This window comes from Nostoc sp. 'Peltigera membranacea cyanobiont' 232 (genome assembly GCF_002245985.1).
In the GTDB taxonomy this organism is placed as follows: domain Bacteria; phylum Cyanobacteriota; class Cyanobacteriia; order Cyanobacteriales; family Nostocaceae; genus Nostoc.
Genome location: NZ_NOLK01000106.1, coordinates 1 through 20,320 on the forward strand (window position 1 = coordinate 1; position 20,320 = coordinate 20,320).

The 20,320-nt window shown below is 42.5% G+C and carries 11 protein-coding genes and 1 pseudogene; 4 read left to right on the forward strand and 8 right to left on the reverse strand.

Annotation, left to right across the window (positions count from 1 at the left end; all coding sequences use genetic code 11):
• Positions 1 to 8 precede the first annotated feature (8 nt).
• The 3 genes and pseudogenes from CDG79_RS27565 to CDG79_RS45210 form a co-directional block, all read right to left on the reverse strand.
• Positions 9 to 197: a hypothetical protein gene (locus tag CDG79_RS27565; RefSeq protein ID WP_094343564.1), complete on the reverse strand. Its 189-nt coding sequence runs from the start codon at positions 195 to 197 to the stop codon at positions 9 to 11.
• Positions 198 to 439: 242 nt separating this feature from the next.
• Complete coding sequence (locus CDG79_RS27570; RefSeq protein ID WP_094344956.1) at positions 440 to 3,868, reverse strand: beta strand repeat-containing protein; 3,429 nt, start codon at positions 3,866 to 3,868, stop codon at positions 440 to 442.
• A 1,186-nt stretch (positions 3,869 to 5,054) separates the two neighbouring features.
• A pseudogene (locus tag CDG79_RS45210) lies at positions 5,055 to 7,148 on the reverse strand (calcium-binding protein); the annotation flags it as partial.
• A gap of 1,187 nt (positions 7,149 to 8,335) precedes the next feature.
• Here CDG79_RS45210 and CDG79_RS27580 point away from each other — a divergent pair.
• From CDG79_RS27580 to CDG79_RS27590, 3 genes are all read left to right on the forward strand, one after another.
• Positions 8,336 to 8,806 carry a Mov34/MPN/PAD-1 family protein gene (locus CDG79_RS27580; RefSeq protein ID WP_094344958.1) on the forward strand — a complete coding sequence of 157 codons (471 nt, stop codon included), beginning with the start codon at positions 8,336 to 8,338 and terminating at the stop codon, positions 8,804 to 8,806.
• A gap of 127 nt (positions 8,807 to 8,933) precedes the next feature.
• Positions 8,934 to 10,106, forward strand: coding sequence for a molybdopterin-synthase adenylyltransferase MoeB (gene moeB / locus CDG79_RS27585; RefSeq protein ID WP_094344959.1), 1,173 nt, complete (start codon positions 8,934 to 8,936; stop codon positions 10,104 to 10,106).
• A gap of 202 nt (positions 10,107 to 10,308) precedes the next feature.
• Positions 10,309 to 11,517 (forward strand): MFS transporter, encoded by a 1,209-nt coding sequence (locus tag CDG79_RS27590; protein ID WP_094344968.1) that lies wholly within the window; start codon positions 10,309 to 10,311, stop codon positions 11,515 to 11,517.
• A 23-nt stretch (positions 11,518 to 11,540) separates the two neighbouring features.
• On the opposite strand, the gene CDG79_RS27595 is transcribed toward CDG79_RS27590, so the two are convergent.
• Genes CDG79_RS27595 through CDG79_RS27605 form a run of 3 tightly spaced genes read right to left on the reverse strand, consistent with a single transcriptional unit; the run spans position 11,541 to position 15,239 of the window.
• Positions 11,541 to 13,730, reverse strand: coding sequence for a xanthine dehydrogenase family protein molybdopterin-binding subunit (locus CDG79_RS27595; RefSeq protein WP_094344960.1), 2,190 nt, complete (start codon positions 13,728 to 13,730; stop codon positions 11,541 to 11,543).
• Positions 13,727 to 14,704 (reverse strand): FAD binding domain-containing protein, encoded by a 978-nt coding sequence (locus CDG79_RS27600; protein WP_094344961.1) that lies wholly within the window; start codon positions 14,702 to 14,704, stop codon positions 13,727 to 13,729. The genes CDG79_RS27595 and CDG79_RS27600 overlap by 4 nt, the downstream gene beginning before the upstream one ends.
• Positions 14,691 to 15,239 carry a (2Fe-2S)-binding protein gene (locus CDG79_RS27605; RefSeq protein ID WP_094344962.1) on the reverse strand — a complete coding sequence of 183 codons (549 nt, stop codon included), beginning with the start codon at positions 15,237 to 15,239 and terminating at the stop codon, positions 14,691 to 14,693. Before CDG79_RS27605 ends, CDG79_RS27600 begins: the two co-directional genes overlap by 14 nt.
• Before the next feature lie 70 nt (positions 15,240 to 15,309).
• Between CDG79_RS27605 and CDG79_RS27610 the strand changes: the two genes are divergently transcribed.
• Entirely contained in the window at positions 15,310 to 16,500 is a 1,191-nt protein-coding gene (locus CDG79_RS27610) for an FAD-dependent oxidoreductase (protein WP_094344963.1), read from the forward strand.
• A 331-nt stretch (positions 16,501 to 16,831) separates the two neighbouring features.
• On the opposite strand, the gene CDG79_RS27615 is transcribed toward CDG79_RS27610, so the two are convergent.
• Complete coding sequence (locus CDG79_RS27615; RefSeq protein WP_094344964.1) at positions 16,832 to 17,335, reverse strand: DUF6174 domain-containing protein; 504 nt, start codon at positions 17,333 to 17,335, stop codon at positions 16,832 to 16,834.
• A gap of 167 nt (positions 17,336 to 17,502) precedes the next feature.
• Positions 17,503 to 20,088, reverse strand: a complete 2,586-nt coding sequence (locus CDG79_RS27620) for an adenylate/guanylate cyclase domain-containing protein (RefSeq protein ID WP_094344965.1) — start codon at positions 20,086 to 20,088, stop codon at positions 17,503 to 17,505.
• Positions 20,089 to 20,320: the final 232 nt, after the last annotated feature.

Sequence of the window (20,320 nt, forward strand, 5' to 3'; positions counted from 1 at the left end):
GAATGGCACTAAGTTAAGCTGAAGGGTAGGTGGCGTAAGGATTGCAGAGGAGCAGGGGGGGCAGAGGGGCAGAGGAGAATTTCTCTTGCTTCTTTCTGTATGCCTCTTGTTTCGCTTCTTCCTTCTTCTTTCTCCCCTGCTCCTCCGCTCCTCTGCACCCGTGCTACCTCAACGATTTTCCCTTTTCTTAGTGCCATTCCTTCTAGGGGAGCCAACTTCAAAGATCCTCAAAGGAGTGATAAAAAATACATGTTTGATTTTTGAGGTCTGCGATCGCCTACACGTGGGTTGGATGTAGCTACGGTTCTGATTTGAGATCGAGCGATCGCGTGGCAATATCTGAAGTATCTGTGCAATGATGGCGATCGCTTAAATGTGAGGTGCTATTTTTAGCACCTCACATTCTCTGTCTAAAGTGATGGCACAGCCTTAATTAAGATTAAGCAACTACAAAATTGTTGTTGGTTAATGATAATCCAACGGATAGCTGGGCAAATTTTACCTGAGTAAAACCACCTTCACTGCCATCTTGGTCAAAGAATAGACCACCTGTGCTGGAGTCATAGATAAGGCGTTGAGCGCTAGTGGTTGCAGATGTTCCAATGGTAAACTGATTAGCTGAGAGTGAACCTGTTGATAACCCGCCACCAGAATAAAAAGCCGATACTTGAATGAGTTCATTAGTTGCGTTGAAGTCATAAATAGTATCAATGCCTTCATCGTAACTACTGAAAGCAAAAGTATCATTACCGTTCCCACCTGTCAGGATGTCGTTTCCACCGCCCCCGTTGAGCGTATCGTTGCCATTGTTCCCCACAATGTTGTCATCGAACCATGTACCTGAGATATTTAATCGTTCGATATTCTTATAACTAACCTGATTCGTGCCTGCTGCAATTGAGCCAATGTTAGTAGTAGCATTGAAAGTCGTTGTGATTCCTCCGGGAGTATAACCAAAGTCTACGGACAACAAGTCATCACCAATTCCCCCATCTATCTTTGCATCATTGCCATCATTTAAAGCTACGGACAACAAGTCGTCACCAATCCCCCCATAGATCGTATCATTTCCACCGCCCCCGTTGAGCGTATCGTTGCCATTGTTCCCCACAATGTTGTCATCGTAAGCTGTACCTGAGATATTTAATCGTTCGATATTCTTGTAACTAACCTGATTCGTGCCTGCTGTAATTGAGGTAATGTTAGTAGTAGCATTGAAAGTCGTTGTGATTCCTGCGGTAGAATCACTGTAATTGACAGACAACAAATCGTCACCTATCCCCCCATCGATCGTATCATTGGCACCATCGCCTGTAGAGAGAGTATCGTTGCCATTGCTCCCCACAATGTTGTCATTGAAGCGTGTACCTGAGATATTTAATCGTTCGATATTCTTGTAACTAACCCGATTCTTGCCTGCGGTAATTAAGCTAATGTTAGTAGTGGCATTGAAAGATGTTGTGATTCCTCCAGAAGAAGAATAACTGTAATCTACCGACAACAAATCGTCACCTATCCCCCCATCAATCGTATCATTGCCACCATTGCCTGTAGAGAGCGTATCGTTGCCATCGTTCCCCACAATCTTGTCATTGTAGGCTGTACCTGAGATATTTAATTGTTCGATATTCTTGTAACTAACCAGATTCGTGCCTGCGGTAATTGAGCCAATGTTAGTAGTAGCATTGAAAGTTGAAGTGATTCCTCCAGTAGCAGTACTGTAATCTACCGACAACAAATCGTCACCTACCCCCCCATCTACCGTTTGAGTCACTAAGCCAGAGGGGACACTATATGAGGAGGGGCTGCCTACATAGAAGGAATCATTGCCATCACCCCCTAAAAGTAGGTTGTCACCTGTTGAATACTCAGCACGCAAGGTATCATTACCAACGCCACCATCGAGGGTATTATTGCCAGAGGGAGCATCGCCTCCGCTGTAGTCTCTCCTTGAGGCTGAGAGATAATCATTCCCATCGTTCCCATTTAGTAGGTTATTGCCTGATGCATAGTCAATATTCAAGGTATCGTTACCAGCACCACCGTTGAGCGTGTTATTCCCAGAAGTGGCAAAGACTCCGTATTCAAAGTCGTAGAAAGCTCTGGCATCGAGAGAGTCATTGCCATCGCCCCCAGAGAGCAGATTATCGCCTGTTGAAAAGTCAGCACTCAAGATATCGTCACCAGCGCCACCGTTGAGAGTGTTATTGCCAGATACATAGCCAGAGAAGTAGTATCCTATGTTGCCTAGTCCATAAATGATGCCAGAGGTGGAGAGAATATCATTGCCATCGCCCCCAGAGAGCAAATTATCGCCTTTTAAATCAGAATAATCCAATAGAATATCGTCACCAGTACCACCAATGAGAGTATCATTGCCCGCACTACCCCTCAAAAGATCGTTGCCACTTTTGCCGTCAATGATGTCATCACCGCCTTGACCATTAATTACATCATCTGAGTTGTCAAAGCCGTTAACATTATTGTTCAGGTCGTTAAGAAAGGTGACTGTATTTTTGTTGAAAATAGTGTTTTGGGTGGAGTTGGCATTGAAGACATCAAAGCTGTCGGTGATGCTAGTTTGCCCATCAAATAGAATGTTGCCGGTCTGGGCTAAATTGTCTAGATTTTCCAGGGCAAAGTTTTGCAAGACCACTTTGAAACCAAGCGTTCTTTCAAAAGTGATTTCTGAGTTGTTTCCATTTTGAGTTAATTGCAGATTTCTCGCAGCTAATTGCCCAGAACCTATAAATTGCAAGGTATCTAATTCAGCAATCACATCTGCTGATGGGTTTGAGCCTTTACCAATGCCATCGAAATCGGCGATCGTAATAGTACCAGTCTCCCGGAAAGACCATTCGCAAACAAATTTATCCTTACCGCTGCCACCAGCTAAGATATTATTGTCAGGATAAAGATAACCAGAATAGATGTCAGCGGTATTACTATAGAAAGTGTCATTCCCATTGCCACCGTTAAGAGTGTTATTACCATAAGCGCCATAGGCAGAGAGAGTATCATTGCCCTCGCCTCCAAAAAGCAGATTATCGCCTGGTGAAGATGAATACCCAATACTTAAGTAATCGTCACCAGTGCCACCGTTGAGGGTGTTATTCCCCTCACCACTGTCGAGAGTATCATTGCCCGCACCACCAATGAGAGTATCATTGCCAGCACCTCCTCTGAGTATGTCGTTGCCACTTTTGCCGTCAATGATGTCATCACCGCCTTGACCATTAATTACATCATCTGAGTTGTCAAAGCCGTTAACATTATTGTTCAGGTCGTTAAGGAAGGTGACTGTGTTCTTTTTGAAAATAATGTTTTGGGTGGAGTTGGCATTGAAAACATCAAAGCTATCTGTGATGTTAGTTTGCCCATCAAACAGGATATTGCCAACCTGAGCTAAATTGTCTAAGTTTTCCAAGACAAAGTTTTGCAGAACAACTTTGGAACCATACTCCCCGTCAAAGCTGATTTCTAAGTTGTTATCATTTTGAGTTAATAGCAAATTTCTCGCAGTTAATTGCTCATCTCCTGTAAATTGCAAGGTATCCACTGAGGCAATCACCCCTGCTGATGGGTTTGAGCCTTTACCAATGCCATCGAAATCAGTGATGGTAATGAGACCATTGGTAATCTCGTAAACAAATTTATCCTTACCGCCGCCGCCAGTTGCCAAGGCATCAGTATAATAATTATTTGATCCAGTGTATAAGGAGAAGGTATCATCACCAGCGCCACCGTTGAGGGTGTCGTAGCCTCCGTTACCATTTAGAATATCGTCACCTGCTAAACCATTAATCAGGTCATTATCGGTTGTCCCATTAAGGGTATCATTACCATTAGTGCCATTGATAATTGCCATAATTTTCTACCTACCTAAATCGATTTTTTTAGTAACTTTCAGTTCTCAATTTGCAGTTAGTGCTGTTTTAAGGCACAAATAATATCATGTCCGGCAAATTACTTGTGATATGTCATTGCGAGTGCAACGAAGTGGAAGGAAGCAATCGCAAGGCTTTTGGGATTGCTTAACTTCGTACCCTTCTCCTTCGGAGACGCTACGCGAACGGGAACGCCAAGGGCGAACGCAATGACAATTGTTTAACCGGACATGATATAAATCGTTAAATTTGGGATTTTCGGCATGTTTTTATCTGACTCTTGAAGGATAGGAATTTTTTTTAAAGATTCACTCTGTTTAGCAGTTTGCAAGTAGCACCTATCTAGCTATCTAAGACAATCTCAGTCGCGAGCATCACAATTTTGTTTGCTTTGGCAAAGATAGTTAGTTGTGACTGCATTGGTTTCAGCCTTGCGTAGGGTAGGAAGCTTGAAAATAAAGAACACCTAAATAAGCCCATAATAACTACATACTGAATATTTACTTAGATGTCTATAGTGAAAGGAGCATCTTTGCATACTCTTCATATTCTTTGCCAATCAATGTATACGTAAATACGTCACTTTGTAAAGTCTTTACATTTTTCTAGGAATTTAATTTGCAAACAACGGCAGGTAACAAGTTGTTATCATCGTATTCTTTTGGAGAGGCAAGCTATGCACAGTAACGATCGCAAAATTAGACAAGCTTCTAGGGGAGCCAATTTCAAAGATCCTCAAAGGAGTGATAAAAAATACATGTTTGATTTTTGAGGTCTGCGATCGCCTACACGTGGGTTGGATGTAGCTACGGTTCTGAGTTGAGATCGAGCGATCGCTTCCCAAAATAACGAATGCAGATATGAGCTAAGTGAGCCAAAAATTTCTCTTAACACTAATTACATTGAACAATTAAATGTGAGGTGCTAAAAAGAGCATCTCACATTCTCTGTCTAACGCTCTTTTATGACTCTCGTCGGATAAAAATCATCCACCCTTATTTTTAAGGACTTTGATGAATTTAGGCGTAGGTTGGGTTGAGGAACGAAACCCAACACCAACAATCTCTGGTTTTGTTGGGTTTCACTTCGTTCAACCCAACCTACGAATATTTTATTTTTTCGGAGTAATAAAAGAGCGCTAAAGTGATGGTAGAGCCTTAATTAAGATTAAGCAACCACAAAATTGTTGTTGGTGATTGATAATCCAGCAGATAGTTGGGCAAATTTTACCTGAGTAAAACCACCTGCACTGCCATCTTGGTCAAAGAACAGACCACCTGTACTGGAGTCATAGATAAATCGTTGAGCGCTAGTGGTTGCAGATGTTCCAATGGTAAACTGATTAGCTGAGAGTGAACCTATTAATAACCCGCCACCAAAACCAGCAGCCGATACCTGAATCAGTTCATTAGTGGCATTAAAGTCATAAAAACGATCGACACCTTCGTTGTAACTATTAAAAGCAAAGGTATCAGCACCATTCCCTCCATAAAGGCTATCATTACCTTTCCCACCTGTGAGGATATCATTGCCATTGCCACCATAAAGAGTGTTATTGCCCAATGCATTGTATGCAGAGAGAGTATCATTGCCATCACCCCCAAAAAGGAAGTTATTGCCTGTTGAATAATCAACAATCAACTTATCCGTACCAGCGCCACCATTAAGGGTGTTATTGCCTGACGCTTTGCGATAGATTCCTTCGCCGTAGTCGCCATACTCGTCGTACTCGTAGCCAGAGGCGGAAAGATAATCATTGCCATTGTCTCCATTCAGCAAATTATCGCCTGATGAATAGTCAACATTCAAATTATCGTCACCAGCACCACCGTTAAGGGTGTTATTTCCAGTAGTGTTATAAAAAGATCCTCCGAAGCCGTAACCGTAGCTAGAACCAGAGAGAGAATCATTGCCATCGCCACCAGAGAGTAGATTAGCGCCTCGTGAATCGTTAACATTCAAGTAATCGTTACCAGCGCCACCGTTGAGGGTGTTATTTCCAGTAGTGTTATCAAACCTGTAGCCCTCAAAATCAGAGGCAAAAAGAGAATCATTGCCATCGCCACCAGAGAGCAGATTATTGCCTGTTGAAATATTAGCGCTCAAGTAATCGTCACCAGTACCACCCTTGAGAGTGTTATTACCATCAGCAAGATTAACAGAGAGACGATCGTTGCCATCGCCACCAGAAAGTAAGTTATCGCCTTTTGAAAAGACAGCACTCAAGGTATCGTTACCAGCACCGCCCTTGAGGACGTTATTACCAGACACATCAGGGCTGTAGTAGTCACCAGAGACGGAGAGATAATCATTGCCATTACCACCATCCAGTAAGTTATCGCCTGGTGAACCGTCAGCACTCAAGGTATCGTTACCAGCACCACCCTTGAGAGTGTTATTACCAGACACCACATTGCCCTCGTAGTCACCTAATGCTGAGAGAGTATCATTGCCATCGCCACCAGAAAGCAGGTTATTGCCTGGTGAAGAGTCAACATTCAAGTAATCGTCACCAGTACCACCGTTGAGGGTATCATTGCCCGCACCACCGCGCAGCCAGTCATTACCAGTGCCACCATCGAGGGAGTCATTGCCCGTATCCCCAATCAGGGTATCATTACCAGCGCCACCGATAAGAGTATCATTACCACTACCACCTCGCAACAAGTCATTACCACTCTTGCCGTCGATGCGGTCATTACCCCCCTGACCATTAACGACATCATCTGAGTTATCTAAACCCATAATGTTGTTGGAGAGGTTATTGAGAAAGGTGACTGTATTTTTGATGCCCAGAATGGTTTCAGTAGAGTTGGCATCTAAGACGTTAAAACTGTCGGTAATACTAGTTTGCCCATCAAACAGGATATTGCCAACAGCTGGTCTTGTTCCAGAAGCTTTCAGGTTCTCCAGGTTTTCTAATTTGAAGTTTTTTAGGATCGTTTTAGTATCAGCTACTCCATCAAAGGTGATTTCTAGATTGTTGCCATTCTGGGTAAGCAATAGATTTCGAGCAGTGAAACCAGCACCCTGGAATTTGAGCGTATCAACTTTGGCAATGACTGCTGCTGTGGGGTTTGTTCCTTTACCAACGCCACCAAAATCAGTGATAGTATCAGTGCCATCACCTAAGTTGTAAATAAATTTATCTTTACCGCCACCACCAGTAAGAATGTCGTTGCCTGCTTTACCATTAATCGTATCAGTACCGTTGCTGCCCAGTAGAATATCATTACCGTTAGTTCCAATGACATTTGTCATAATATTTTCCTTCCTTAATCAATCAAATTTTTCAGTAACTTTAAAGTTATTAACCCCGATTTAGTACTGTTTTAGAACACAAGAACTCGCCGAAAGTATCAACTTTCGGCATATTTTTATGTCACCCTTGAGGGACAGTAATTTTCTTGAAAATCTACTCTGTTAACCAGCCTGCAAGTAGCACGCACCTATCTAAGTATCAAAGTCTCACGCACTGTAGAAATTAATGACTGTGTGGATTTCCTGAAATGAACTATTTCAGGCTTTTTACAACCATCCTTTGAAAATAGGGAACAGTTAACTCTTGATAGAGAAGGTGATTTTCATACCCTTGTTATGGGCTATTGCCTGTGGGTGTCTAGCTTAAAAATAGGGAACATTTAAATAACCTGATATTAACTTAATACTGAATATTTACTTAGATGTCTATACTTAAAAACTATCTTTGCATACTCTTTACATTATATGCCGAAATATGTGGGTAATCCGGGGTAAAAAAAGCAAAGTATGTAAAGATAAATATGGAGAATGCATCTACAGAGGTAACTAAAATACTGGTGCTGGTTTAAGGGCTTTTTGACTCGCAATTAGGATAAAACTCTATTAAACCTAAAAACTGCGAATGCACCACAGAAAGTCAAAGACTGAGTAGAGATCGTCAGGTAAAACGCAGATGGCTGGTACCTGGAAAAAATAGCTACTCATTTTAACTGAACTCCACAAACGTTAAGAGAAGTTTTGCATAAATGGAAAAAGCTTGATCTACAAGGGCTTTGGGATAAACTTTATTCGAGGGGAAAACCAAAGTGTAAGGAGTCAGACGTAATTTTTTTGGGAGAATGCCTGAAATATGATTAACTTTTCGTTACATAGTTGTAAATTTTCCCGCCGACTTACTTATGTGCTAGAAATTCTCTTAGTCTTTTCTTCACATTTTCAGATTTTATAGTCAAGAATTTGCAGACAGCAGCAGTCACAAAGAAGTTTGAGCGGAAGCTTTCAAAGCAGGAAACTTCCAAGATCCTCGAAGGACTGATAAAAATACATACATCTTTTTGAATGCTGCGATGCCTGCGGTGGGCTACGCCTAAGCCTGGGTTAAGCTACACTTACATTACGATCGCCTGCCAATATCTTAATTATCTATGCAATAATCGCGATCGCTTACCAAAATTACCAACGCAGAGATGATTCGACTTAGCCAAGAACACTTGCAGACCATCCGTGCCCATGCCGAAAGCACCTATCCAGACGAGTGTTGTGGTATAATTTTGGGCTATCTGGCTAGTGAGGGTAAAACTGTGGTCGAAGTCATGCCAACAGAAAATGCCTGGAATACAGAAGCGGCGGCTGAGTTTTCAGGGGAACGCACAGCAGAAAGTAAAAGACGGCAATATGCGATCGCACCCGAAATTATGTTAAAAATGCAAAAAGAAGCACGCGATCGCTCACTGAACATTATCGGCATTTTTCACTCCCACCCAGATCGTTCTGCTATCCCTTCAGAATGCGATCGCTTATATGCTTGGCAAGGATACTCGTATATAATAGTTACCGTCCAAAACGGTAAAGCTGGAGAACTCCAAAGTTGGAGCCTTGACGATCGTCATCAGTTCCAAGCAGAGGCAATTGAAAATATAAAATCTGACTTAGTTTAAAGACAGTCACTCGTAGCGGTTTTCGCCGCTACCACCCATGAAAATTCATCTTCCCGACTTCTTATCTCCATAGGAGATCCAGTTTTTCGATAGGATTAATATTCCGCTCTCCCAGATCGTAACTGCTATGCTCAACCCTAATCTGGACGAAATCCAGTTAACCAAAGACGATTACGAACGCTACTCTCGACACCTGATTTTGCCGGAAGTAGGACTAGAAGGACAGAAGCGCCTGAAAGCCGCCAGTGTACAGTGTATAGGTACAGGTGGACTAGGTTCACCACTACTTTTATATTTGGCGGCGGCGGGTATTGGACGCATCGGGATTGTGGATTTCGATGTTGTCGATACTTCCAATCTACAACGCCAAGTCATCCACGGGACATCTTGGGTGGGTAAACCCAAGATTGAATCGGCAAAAAACCGCATTCACGAGATTAACCCCTATTGTCAGGTTGATTTATACGAAACTCGCCTGACTTCCGAAAACGCCCTAGAAATCCTGCAACCTTATGATATTGTGGTAGATGGTACTGATAACTTCCCCACTAGATATCTAGTTAACGATGCCTGCGTATTGCTGAATAAGCCCAACGTCTACGGTTCAATTTTACGCTTTGAAGGGCAAGCTACTGTATTTAACTACCAAGGTGGGCCAAATTATCGTGACCTTTTCCCAGAACCACCACCACCAGGAATGGTTCCCTCTTGTGCAGAAGGTGGCGTATTAGGGATTTTGCCAGGAATTATTGGTTTAATCCAAGCAACGGAAACAGTCAAAATTATTCTGGGACAAGGTAATACTCTAAGTGGACGGTTGCTGTTATACAACGCCTTAGATATGAAATTTCGGGAGTTGAAACTGCGTCCTAACCCGATTCGCCCAGTGATTGAAAAACTGATAGACTACGAAGAATTCTGCGGAATTCCACAAGCTAAGGCAGAGGAGGCAAAACAGCAGATGGAAAGTCAAGAAATGACTGTCAAAGATTTGAAGGAATTGCTAGATAGCGGTGCGAAGGATTTTGTACTGCTGGATGTCCGCAACCCCAATGAGTACGACATTGCCAAGATTCCTGGTTCGGTGTTGGTACCCTTACCAGACATTGAAAATGGCAATGGCGTTGCGAAGGTGAAGGAAATATTAAACGGCCACCGTTTAATTGCTCATTGTAAAATGGGCGGGCGATCGGCAAAAGCCCTTGCCATCCTCAAGGAAGCCGGAATTGTTGGGACAAATGTCAAAGGCGGAATTACCGCTTGGAGTCGAGAAATCGATCCTTCAGTTCCAGAGTATTAAAAACGCACTGCTTTCCTGATAGCGGTTCTCGGTTGAGTGAGGTAGAAGAACCCCACCCCCAACCCCCTCCCCGCTTGCGGGGAGGGGGCTATGATGTACCTTGGATGATTAGGAAACGCTATAACTCTCTTTAAAGAAACCGTATTTGTTTTGGGTTGAGGAAGAAACAACCAACGCCCAATTCCCAATTCCCCATCTTTTTATGACTACCTCAAAATCTCATTTCAATATTTTATGGGTGCAAGTTTGGGTGTTGGCAGTAGTGCAGGGAGCAATTACTCTCACTTGGTTAATTTATAATATATATTTGCCACAACTTTTGACTCAGTTTGGTTTTCCTGCCTCACTAGCAGTTGCCTTGGTGCTATTTGAAAATGCCTTGGGTGCTGTGCTGGAACCTCTGATGGGTGGACTGTCAGACCAAGCTAGACGCTGGGTAGGGACTCGGTTTCCCTTCATCTCAGTAGGTATGATTCTGGCATCGGCTTTGTTCATTGCCATACCATGCGTTGTGAGCTTAATTCCGCCTACTACCGTGATGCGATCGCTCTTACCTATAGTATTGGTAGCCTGGGCATTAGCAATGACAATATTTCGTTCTCCAGCGATGTGTTTGTTGGGAATGTATTCTACACCAGCCCAGTTACCTTTAGCAGTAAGTGTTGTCACTTTAGCCGGTGGTATGATTGGGGCTTTTAAACCAATAAGCTATAAGTTTATTCTGAGCTTAGGGCCAGTTTATACTTTTGCGATCGGTTCTTTCGTTATGCTGGGGGCGGCGGCTGTGTTGCGGTTAGTCAATCCTCCAGAAGCAGTAGTAGATAGACACCAAGCAGAAGTAGTAAAGTTGCCGTTACAGAAATTGGCATTGATTTTAGGAACTGGTTTTGGTGTAGCCTGGGGTATCCGATTTCTGATGGATGTCTTGGGTAAAGTACTAAAAACCCAACTTAATACTGATAATATTGATGTGCTTATGGTGGGGATTGGATTAGCGATCGCAATTGCAAGTATACCTGCTGGGATCTTCGCCGTCAAAATTGGTAATCGTCAAGCAATGCTTTGTGGTATCGGTGCGATCGTTCCCTCCTTACTGATAATGATATCTGTGGGCGTACAGATTCCGATAATTGTGTTAATCGTTGCTGGCTTTAGTTTAATTGTCAACGGGGCAATTCCTTTTGCTTTAGGATTAGTACCCCAGCAGTGGGCGGGATTAGGAATTGGGACGTATTTTGGTGGGTTTGCTTTAGCGATGAGTTTGTTTGGCGTTATATTTACCCAACCGCAAGCGATAACACCTTTTATCGGTGCGATTGGGGGTGCATTAGCATTTTTGTTCGCTGGTGTTTGCATTACGGTGAGTGGCTTTTTGGAAACCTATGGGCGGCTTCGCCTTCCCGAAGAGTAGGAAGTTGAGATTTTTGCGCCTATTCACAGCAACTTGTCTGGTGTAATTGGTAGGTCACGAATCCGTTTACCTGTAGCATGATAAACTGCATTAGATATAGCTGCTGCTACCCCAACGATTGGAAGTTCCCCCAAGCTTTTCGTCCCTAGAGCATTTACATAAGGATCGTGTTCCTCAACAAATTGCACTTCCATATTTGGGATATCTGCATGAACCGGAATTAGGTAATCGGAAAGGTTAGCACCAACTATTCTTCCCTGATTTGTATCCATTACAGTTTTCTCCATCAACGCCATACTGATTCCCCATGTAATCCCACCCAAAACCTGACTCCGTGCTGTCTTGAAGTTGAGAATTCGCCCTGCATCATAAACGCCTACGCAACGTCTGACTTTGATTTCCCCCAACAATTCATCGACAGCTACTTCCACAAAAATTGCACCAAATGAGTGTTTGGCGTATTGTTTACTCTCTGGGCTGGGTGAGGTTTCTTCTGTGACTTGTAAACTCTCTAATTGGTTACGGTGCAGAATCTCGGTGTAACTGTCTTGTTTGGAAGGATCGGGTTTTAAAAATATTTGCCCTGACTCGACGGCAATATCTTTTGCCTGAGATCCATAAAGTAGAGAATTTGGATCTCCGATCGCCATTTGGATTATTTTATCGCGGATTGCGATCGCAGCTTTTTGTACCGCCGGGGAAACACTAGCAACTGTAATTGAGTTACCCGTAATGGGCGCTTTGGGAAAATTGCTATCACCTAGTTCAAACTGCACTGGTAAGCCTAATACCTCAGCAGCTACCTGCGTCATCACTGTATAAGTACCTGTACCTATATCTTGGGTTCCACTTTGTACCCGCACGTCTCCACTGGCAAAAATTTCTACCTTGACTGATGCAGTTCCAACATTAGTGGGAAATGTCGCACTAGCCATTCCCCAACCAATCAAGAAATAACCATCTCGCATGGAACGGGGAATTGGGTTGCGTTGGAACCAAGAAAAAATTTCTGCCCCTTTTTGGTAACATTCTTTTAGATATTTACTCGACCAAGGTAATCCTTTGTGGGGATCGATATCTGCATGATTTTTTAGTCTTAGTTCAATCGGGTCAATATTTAAGGTGTATGCTAGTTCATCCATTGCTGACTCTAGGGCAAACATCCCTGTCGCTTCTCCCGGCCCACGCATAAAGGTTGGTGTGCCGACGTTGATGCGGGCTAAACGGTATTTAATTTCCAGATTTGGACAGGCGTACATCATTGTTGTTGCTGTACCAACTGGTTCTACAAAGTCATCAAATAGCGATGTTAAGGATGTGCCGATGTGATTAATAACGGTTAGTTTACCTTCCTTGGTTGCACCTAGCGTTAGCTGCTGCTGAGTTGGGGATCTGTGTCCGCAAGCAGTGTACATTTGCGATCGCGTTAGCACAACTTTCACTGGGCGTTTTACTTGACGAGATCCGATCGCAGCTAAAATAGTGTGCGATCGCAACAACGCCTTACAACCAAATCCTCCACCTAAATATTTGGAAATGACGCGGACATTTTCTTGAGGAATATTCAGAACAGATGCGATCGCTTTTTGGGTTGCTGAAATGCCTTGAGTGGTTTCATACAGCGTCAAATTATCCCCTTCCCAGATGGCGATCGTTGCAGAAGGCTCAAGGGGATTATGATGTTCCATTGGTGTGGTATAAATTTGCTCTACCAGGACATCCGCTTGAGCTTTCCCAGATTCAACATTCCCTCTGGTGATTTTAGCTGGCATCATGCCAAAAAATATTGATTCTGGTTCAAATATCTCTGCGTGTGCCACTGTGACTGTCGCCGGGGCTTCTTCGTAGATAATTTTAACTAGGGAGGCGGCGGTTTCGGCTTGTTCTAAAGTTTGAGCTATTACAATCCCCAGATGTTGACCATCGTAGTAAATATTATCGTCTTTTTCGGTTGGCTGAGGTTGTGGAGCCAAAAAGAAGGGGATTTTTACCAGAGATGGAGTTTGTTGGTAAGTAATGATATCTACCACACCAGGAATGGCAATGGCGGCGGATGTGTCTATTTGGATAATTTTACCGTTTGCGATCGCGCTTTGAAAAATCACTCCATAAGTGAAATTCTCTATGGGAACATCGGCTGTATAGGGTGCTTCTCCGGTAACTTTGAGTTTGCCATCAACGCGATCGAGTGGTTTACCGATAATTTTATTCATAGTTTTTCTGTCACAACTGAAAGCGCACGTACCAAAGCGCGTTTGACTAATTCAATTTTGAATTCATTGTGGGTTTGTGGTTTCGCTTCTTTAATGGCTGCTTCTCCTGCGGCTGTAAAGCTAACTTCGTTAATTACTTTGCCTTTAAGAAATTCCTCAGCATCCCTTGCCCGCCAAGGTTTGGGTGCTACTCCCCCAAAAGCGATGCGTGCTGATTTAATCGTGTCTTGTTCTACCTCTAAGGCAACAGCTACAGAAACGAGAGCAAATTCGTAGGAAGCCCGATCCCTAACTTTTAAATAATAGGATTTATATGCAGAATTTGGAATTTCAATGGCAACAATTAACTCTCCAGGCTGTAATAGAGTTTCTTTTTCTGGTGTTTCACCGGGTAAGAGATAAAAATCGTGAATTGAAATTTGACGGGCTTTTTCTGCGCCTTGGATGCAAATCATCGCATCTAATACCGTCAGCGCCACAGCTAAATCGGAAGGGTGAACGGCAATACAATGTTCGCTCGCCCCAAAAATAGCGTGCATTCGATTGTAGCCTGTAATTGCGGCACAACCTAAACCTGGGGTGCGTTTATTACAAGGAAAAACCGGATCGCGAAAGTAGCCACAACGGACTCGTTGCAATAAATTACCGCCCACTGTTGCCATATTTCGCAGTTGGGGTGAAGCACTTTGTAACAATGCTTGGCTAATTACTGGATAGCACTCCTGAATTTTGGGATGAAAAGCCACATCACTCATTCGAGAGATTGCACCAATGCGGATTCCATGAGTTTGAGATTCAATATCTGCTAGGGGCAAACTATTAATATCAATTAATATATTCGCTGCTTGAACTCCATCTTTCATCAATCCTAGTAAATCTGTACCCCCAGCGATAAATGCAGCCGTTTTGTCTTGTTCAACTGTAGCGATCGCTGCATCTTGGGAAGTAACTTTAGCATAACTAAATGGCTGCATCTTTCATTTCCTCTAGTACATCCCGAATCGCCGCAATAATATTTGGGTATGCTCCACAACGGCAAAGGTTTCCGCTCATCTTTTCTCGAATTTCTGCCTCAGATTTTGGCAATTCTTCTAATATCATCCCTACGGCTGATACAATTTGGCCCGATGTACAGTACCCACATTGAAAAGCATCATGGGTAATAAAGGCTGTTTGCATGGGGTGGAGTTTGCCATCTTGGGCTAATCCCTCAATTGTGGTAATTTCAGCATTGATGTGCATTACTGCTAAAGTCATACAGGAGTTAATTCGCCGACCATTAACTAGAATAGTACATGCACCACATTCACCGCGATCGCAAGCTTTTTTAGTGCCCATCAAACCTAGCTTTTCCCGGAGTGCATCGAGTAAAGTGACACGAGGCTCTAGCTTTAGCGAATAGGAGATATTATTGATATTCAGCGATAAGTCTACTTCCTCTGAACCGAATATTTTCAATTCTTGGCTAAGAGAGTTTGAAGTTATTGGAGCTAAGGAATTTTCTTTCATATTTATTGAACAGACTAATATTTATGTTTATTATAAGAATCATATTTGATTATTGAAAAAATAGAAGTATATGAATACAAAGCCAACTCAGAAATTATCCAAACCCATAGTGGAAAAAGTTGCCATTATCGGTGCTGGTCCAGGTGGATTGGCTGCTGCTATAGCACTGAGAAGCCAAGGGATAGACGTTCAAGTGTACGAAAAAGCCCAAGAATTTCGTCCGGCGGGAACTGGACTAGGACTAGCTCCAAATGGCTTGAGTTCTCTAGATGCGATCGCACCGGGAATTGTCGAAACCCTCAAAGGTTCAGGGTGTGAGGTTCACCACACAGTTTTAAAGAATATTCAGGGAGAAACAATCCGGGCTAACGCAACCAAATACTTAGAGCAATATGGACAGCCATTATTGACTATTTGGTGGTATCGTCTACAGCAAGTCTTAGCGTCTAGATTGCCATCTAACATCATTCACCTCAATCATCATTGTATCGGCTTTGAGCAAGATGAAAACAGTGTGGAAATTCATTTTGATGGTGAAAAATCGATATATGCAGATTTGCTGATTGGCGCTGATGGCGTTAACTCTGTAATTAGAGAAACTTTATTTGGTGAGGGTAAGCCTAATTATATTGGTAGTATGTGTTGGCGTGCCGTCATCAAATATCACCACGAGCTATTTAATGACTATGAATTAGTTTTTGTCAAAGGCAATCAACAGTTTATGTACCTTCTGAATGTGGGCGGCGGCTATACCAGTTGGATTAGTCGGAAGTTCTCGCCTGAGTACTCTCTTTCCCACAGCGCCGATGAAGTAAAATCTCGCATTCTCTCTGAATTAGCTGATTGGGATGAATCTTTTCAGGTGGTGGTACAAGCGACACCAGCCGAGCAAATTTGGGAGGGGCCGATTTGCGATCGCCCACCGTTAACTCACTGGAGTCAAGGCAGAGTTACACTCTTAGGCGATGCTGCCCATCCAATGGCACCTGCTATGGGACAGGGAGCCAATACCACTTTTGAAGATGCTTATGAACTGCAAGAGTGTTTTTCTCAATCAGCTAATTTTCAAGAAGCTTTAACTAGCTACGAACAGCGTCGCATTGAGCGCACAAAAATCATCCAAGCTCGTAGTGCTTTGGGTGAGATGCGCTACTTCGATGCCAACACCGTAGTATCTAATGGGCAACAGGAGCGGCAAATGAGCCTTAATGATGATTTTCATAAATGGTTGTATGATTACAAGCCATCTGTAATAAGTTAAATCTTAGTGTTACAAGGAGAAAGCTATTTTTTTAAGTAGGGACAAAATCTGTAAAGTTAGCAGAAAAACTTATAACAACTGCTAATCTTAACCAAGTGATTTAATAATATCAAAAGTGACTGTTTTTAGTCAAGCCCCCAAACCCAATAAATTCGTTGATTTATTGAGAATTATTTGCGTAAAATCAACACAACTTAATCAAAATGTTAATTTTTATGAAATGCGATCGCCATTATTATTTTAGAGGAAAGTAAAGTATAAAATCTCATTTTGGAGTTATAATTTCCTTCGATTATTGGTTGAAATTGAGTGCCAATAATCTGCTTAGTATCTATTTAATTTCCTGAAAATTTTCAATTGTCAGAAAGATTTCTTCATCAGCTATTTTACTGTCGTAATCGATATCAATTTTGGTTGGATAGCCGAGTTTAGGACTATATCCTAGATTCAGGCTGAATGCGTTCCGGTTAATAGCATCTTGAATCACATTAAAAAGCTTGGGAATTGTTTTATATTTTTCAAAGTATTGCGGATTAACTGGTTTACCTGTAGCTACAGAAGTGATTGAAGTGGTTTGACCATTACGGACTTCAATCATAACTGGCCCTCTAGCATCTGGTATACAAAAGCAACCGTTACTAAACGTATAGCGATAGTTAGAGATTTTTGCCTGATTCCATAAATGTCGATTAAATTTTGATCGTCTTAAATTCAAGTTATTATTCGCTGGAGATTTTGCTGTCTCTGCGGGAGTTTGAGAGATTGCTGATAAATTTAGACCTACAGATAGCAACAGTGCTGCACTTATTGCACTTATAATGATAGGTAGACGCATATTAATCTATTTGTAAAAATCCTAAGTAGGCAGGCACAAATAAATATAACTATGTAACGAAAAGTAAAAGCGGTGAAAACCTTGTGATTGCTTCACTCCACTTTGTTGTGTTCGCAATGACATAGTTATAAATTTTCTCACCCACCTACTTATTTTAATAATTATATTTATTTTTCCAGAAAAGTCCAAACTCCTTCATCCCAATCTGACTCTGTTGGAGGTGATTGTAACCAATGCTGACAACGCAACAGATGCAACATAGCAGCTTTGTCCTGGTTGTCTGCTGCTAAAACTAGGGCAAATTCAGCCCTAGCACGGTTAAAATCGCGTTTGAGGTAATACTCACGCCCTTTATGATAATGCTCAATGACTTGCAATTTTTCGCTTTCAATGGGGTTGGAACGCAAACCCAATAATTCATATATGGCTACTGGCTCATTTCTGCCCTTGACACGAATGTAATCTAGTTCCCTAGCCCAAATATAGTCTTGACATGGTTTAAAAGTGTTATGGCTAATAATAATGTCGCAACCATATTGTTTGCTGACACTTTCTAATCGAGAGCCAAGATTAACACCATCGCCAATGGCGGTAAATTCCATCCGCTTACTAGAACCGATATTCCCACTAATCACGGTATCAGAATTAATGCCAATGCCGATCTTAATTCCAGGCTTATTATCTGCATAGCGACGTTGATTAAATTCGTGCAGGCGAACGCGCATTTCTAAGGATGTTTGCACTGCCATCCAAGCGTGTTCTTGCAATGGTAGGGGAGAACCAAACACAGCCATGATGGCATCGCCAATGTATTTGTCAAGAGTGCCTTTATGTTTAAAGACTGCTTCCACCATTGATTCAAAATATTCATTGAGCATACTCACCACTTCTTCTGCTTCCAAGTTTTCCGTTAAAGTGGTGTAGCCGCGAATATCGGAAAATAAAATCGAAACTTCTTTGCGATCGCCTCCAAGTTTAGCATCATCTAATTTCAGCAATTCTTCGGCTAATTCCTGGGTCATGTAGCGGTACATCGTACTTTTGAGCCGCTTTTCATCACTGATGTCTTCCATCACCACCAGCGCCCCCCGGACTTGCTCGTGGTCGCTGGCATCAGCAATTGTGTTAATGGATAAATTAATACTGTGCTGCTGTGTACCAGTAGTTATGAGTGTGCGATCGGGGTAATACTGCTGGCGGCCTTTTAAGTCAACTGCATGTAAAGCATCTTGATACCACTTGCTAAAGTCGCCTTCTTTGATGCCGATCGCATCAGTCACTAATTTCCCTTCTAAACGATCTTCTAGCTCCATTCCTAGCATCCGCTTGGCACTTTCATTGGCGGCGATAATTAAGCCAGTTTTATCAGTGGAAACCACTCCATTGGAAAGACTACGCAGAATATCCCGTTGCATTTGTTCTTGTTGCTTGACTGTGGCAAACAACTGGGCATTGTGCAGCGCTACTCCCGCTTGAATATTAAAAGCTTCCATGAACTCTTCATCATTGCGGTCAAAGCTAGCTTGGAAGCAGTCGGGAGCTTTGGGCCAATCAACTGGATTATAAGCTGGAAAATCACCAGTTTTCTTTTTATTTACGAGTTGGGTAACGCCAATCAGTTCTTGATCGGCGTTAAATACTGGCATACAAAGCAAGCTACAGGTGCGATAGCCATTTTGCTGGTCTAGTCCTTGGGCTGTCTCTGAGTCAGGATCGTCGTACAAATCAAAGGCAATATTCAGTTTCTTCCCAGAAACCGCTACTATCCCAGCAAAGCCTTTACCTACGGGGACTCGTAACTCTTTGATTGAACCATCATCTTGGGTGATTTTCGTCCACAATTCATCGCGATCGTGGTCTATTAACCATAGGGTACTGCGATCGGCATTCATCAGTTCCTTGGCTTCATCCATCACCCGCTTCAGAGTATCTTCTAAGTCGAGACTGCTTTGAGAAAGGGACTTGATCGCCTTCATTAGCGCCGCCACTGCTCTTTGTTTTTGAGTGGCGACATAAAAAGAGCGCGAAGATTCTAAAATCAGACGAATCGAAGGGGCAAATTCTTGAAATAATTGTTCGTCAGCAGAGAGAAAACCTTTGGTATCAATGCGCTCTACAAGTGGAGCATCGTGATTATTCCCAGATTTTAATTTATTCAGTAATTGTACTACTGCAACTAATTGCCCATGTTCATTTAAAAGTGGCAAAGCCAGCATGGTATAGGTGCGGTAGCCAGTTCTTTTCTCTTGTTCTTGGGCAAAATGCGATCGCGGATCGTTATAGAAATCAAAGGGAATATTGATAACTTGTTTGAAAGTAGCGACTTCCCCACCAATCCCTTTATTGGCGGGGATACGAATTTCTAAAGAGCGATTGCCCTCTGCCGCAGCGACAATTGACCAGAGTTCTTGTTTTTCTTCATCTAACAAAAATATTGTCGTCCGATCTGCCCCCAGTAATTCCCCAGTTTTTAAGGTAATCGAATGCAACATTTCTTGCAGAATGGTTTCAAACCCCTGAGAATCGAGCATTGACAGGGTTTGATGGACAATCTGTAGTTTTTGCTCGACATCCTGAACAACCTGCTTAAAAGTATCCTGAGTTAGGGGAGCAAGAAAGGTAGAAAAAGTTCCTTTTCTTGTGGCCAGAGCGCCCACAGGAGCAGAATTTACTTGTAATTCGAGGTTTTCTTGGTTGTGAACACCAATAATCAAATCGGTGGTTTCCCCATAACTTTCTTGATACACTGACATAACTGGTATTTTATATAGCAGGATGAGATTTTAAATTTAAGAAAGAATGAGATGAAATTTATGTAAGTTGTGCTAAAAGCAACAATAGTTCGATATTATCCATAGTTTAATCGCTTGTTTAGCTAGCGTCATCCTGTGAATAAGGCTGGGAGTCGGTTACAAACAAGCGTGTTTTGACCAAAACCCCTTCCCACTGACGGATACAGATGATGAATGGAGGGTCATACCCCTG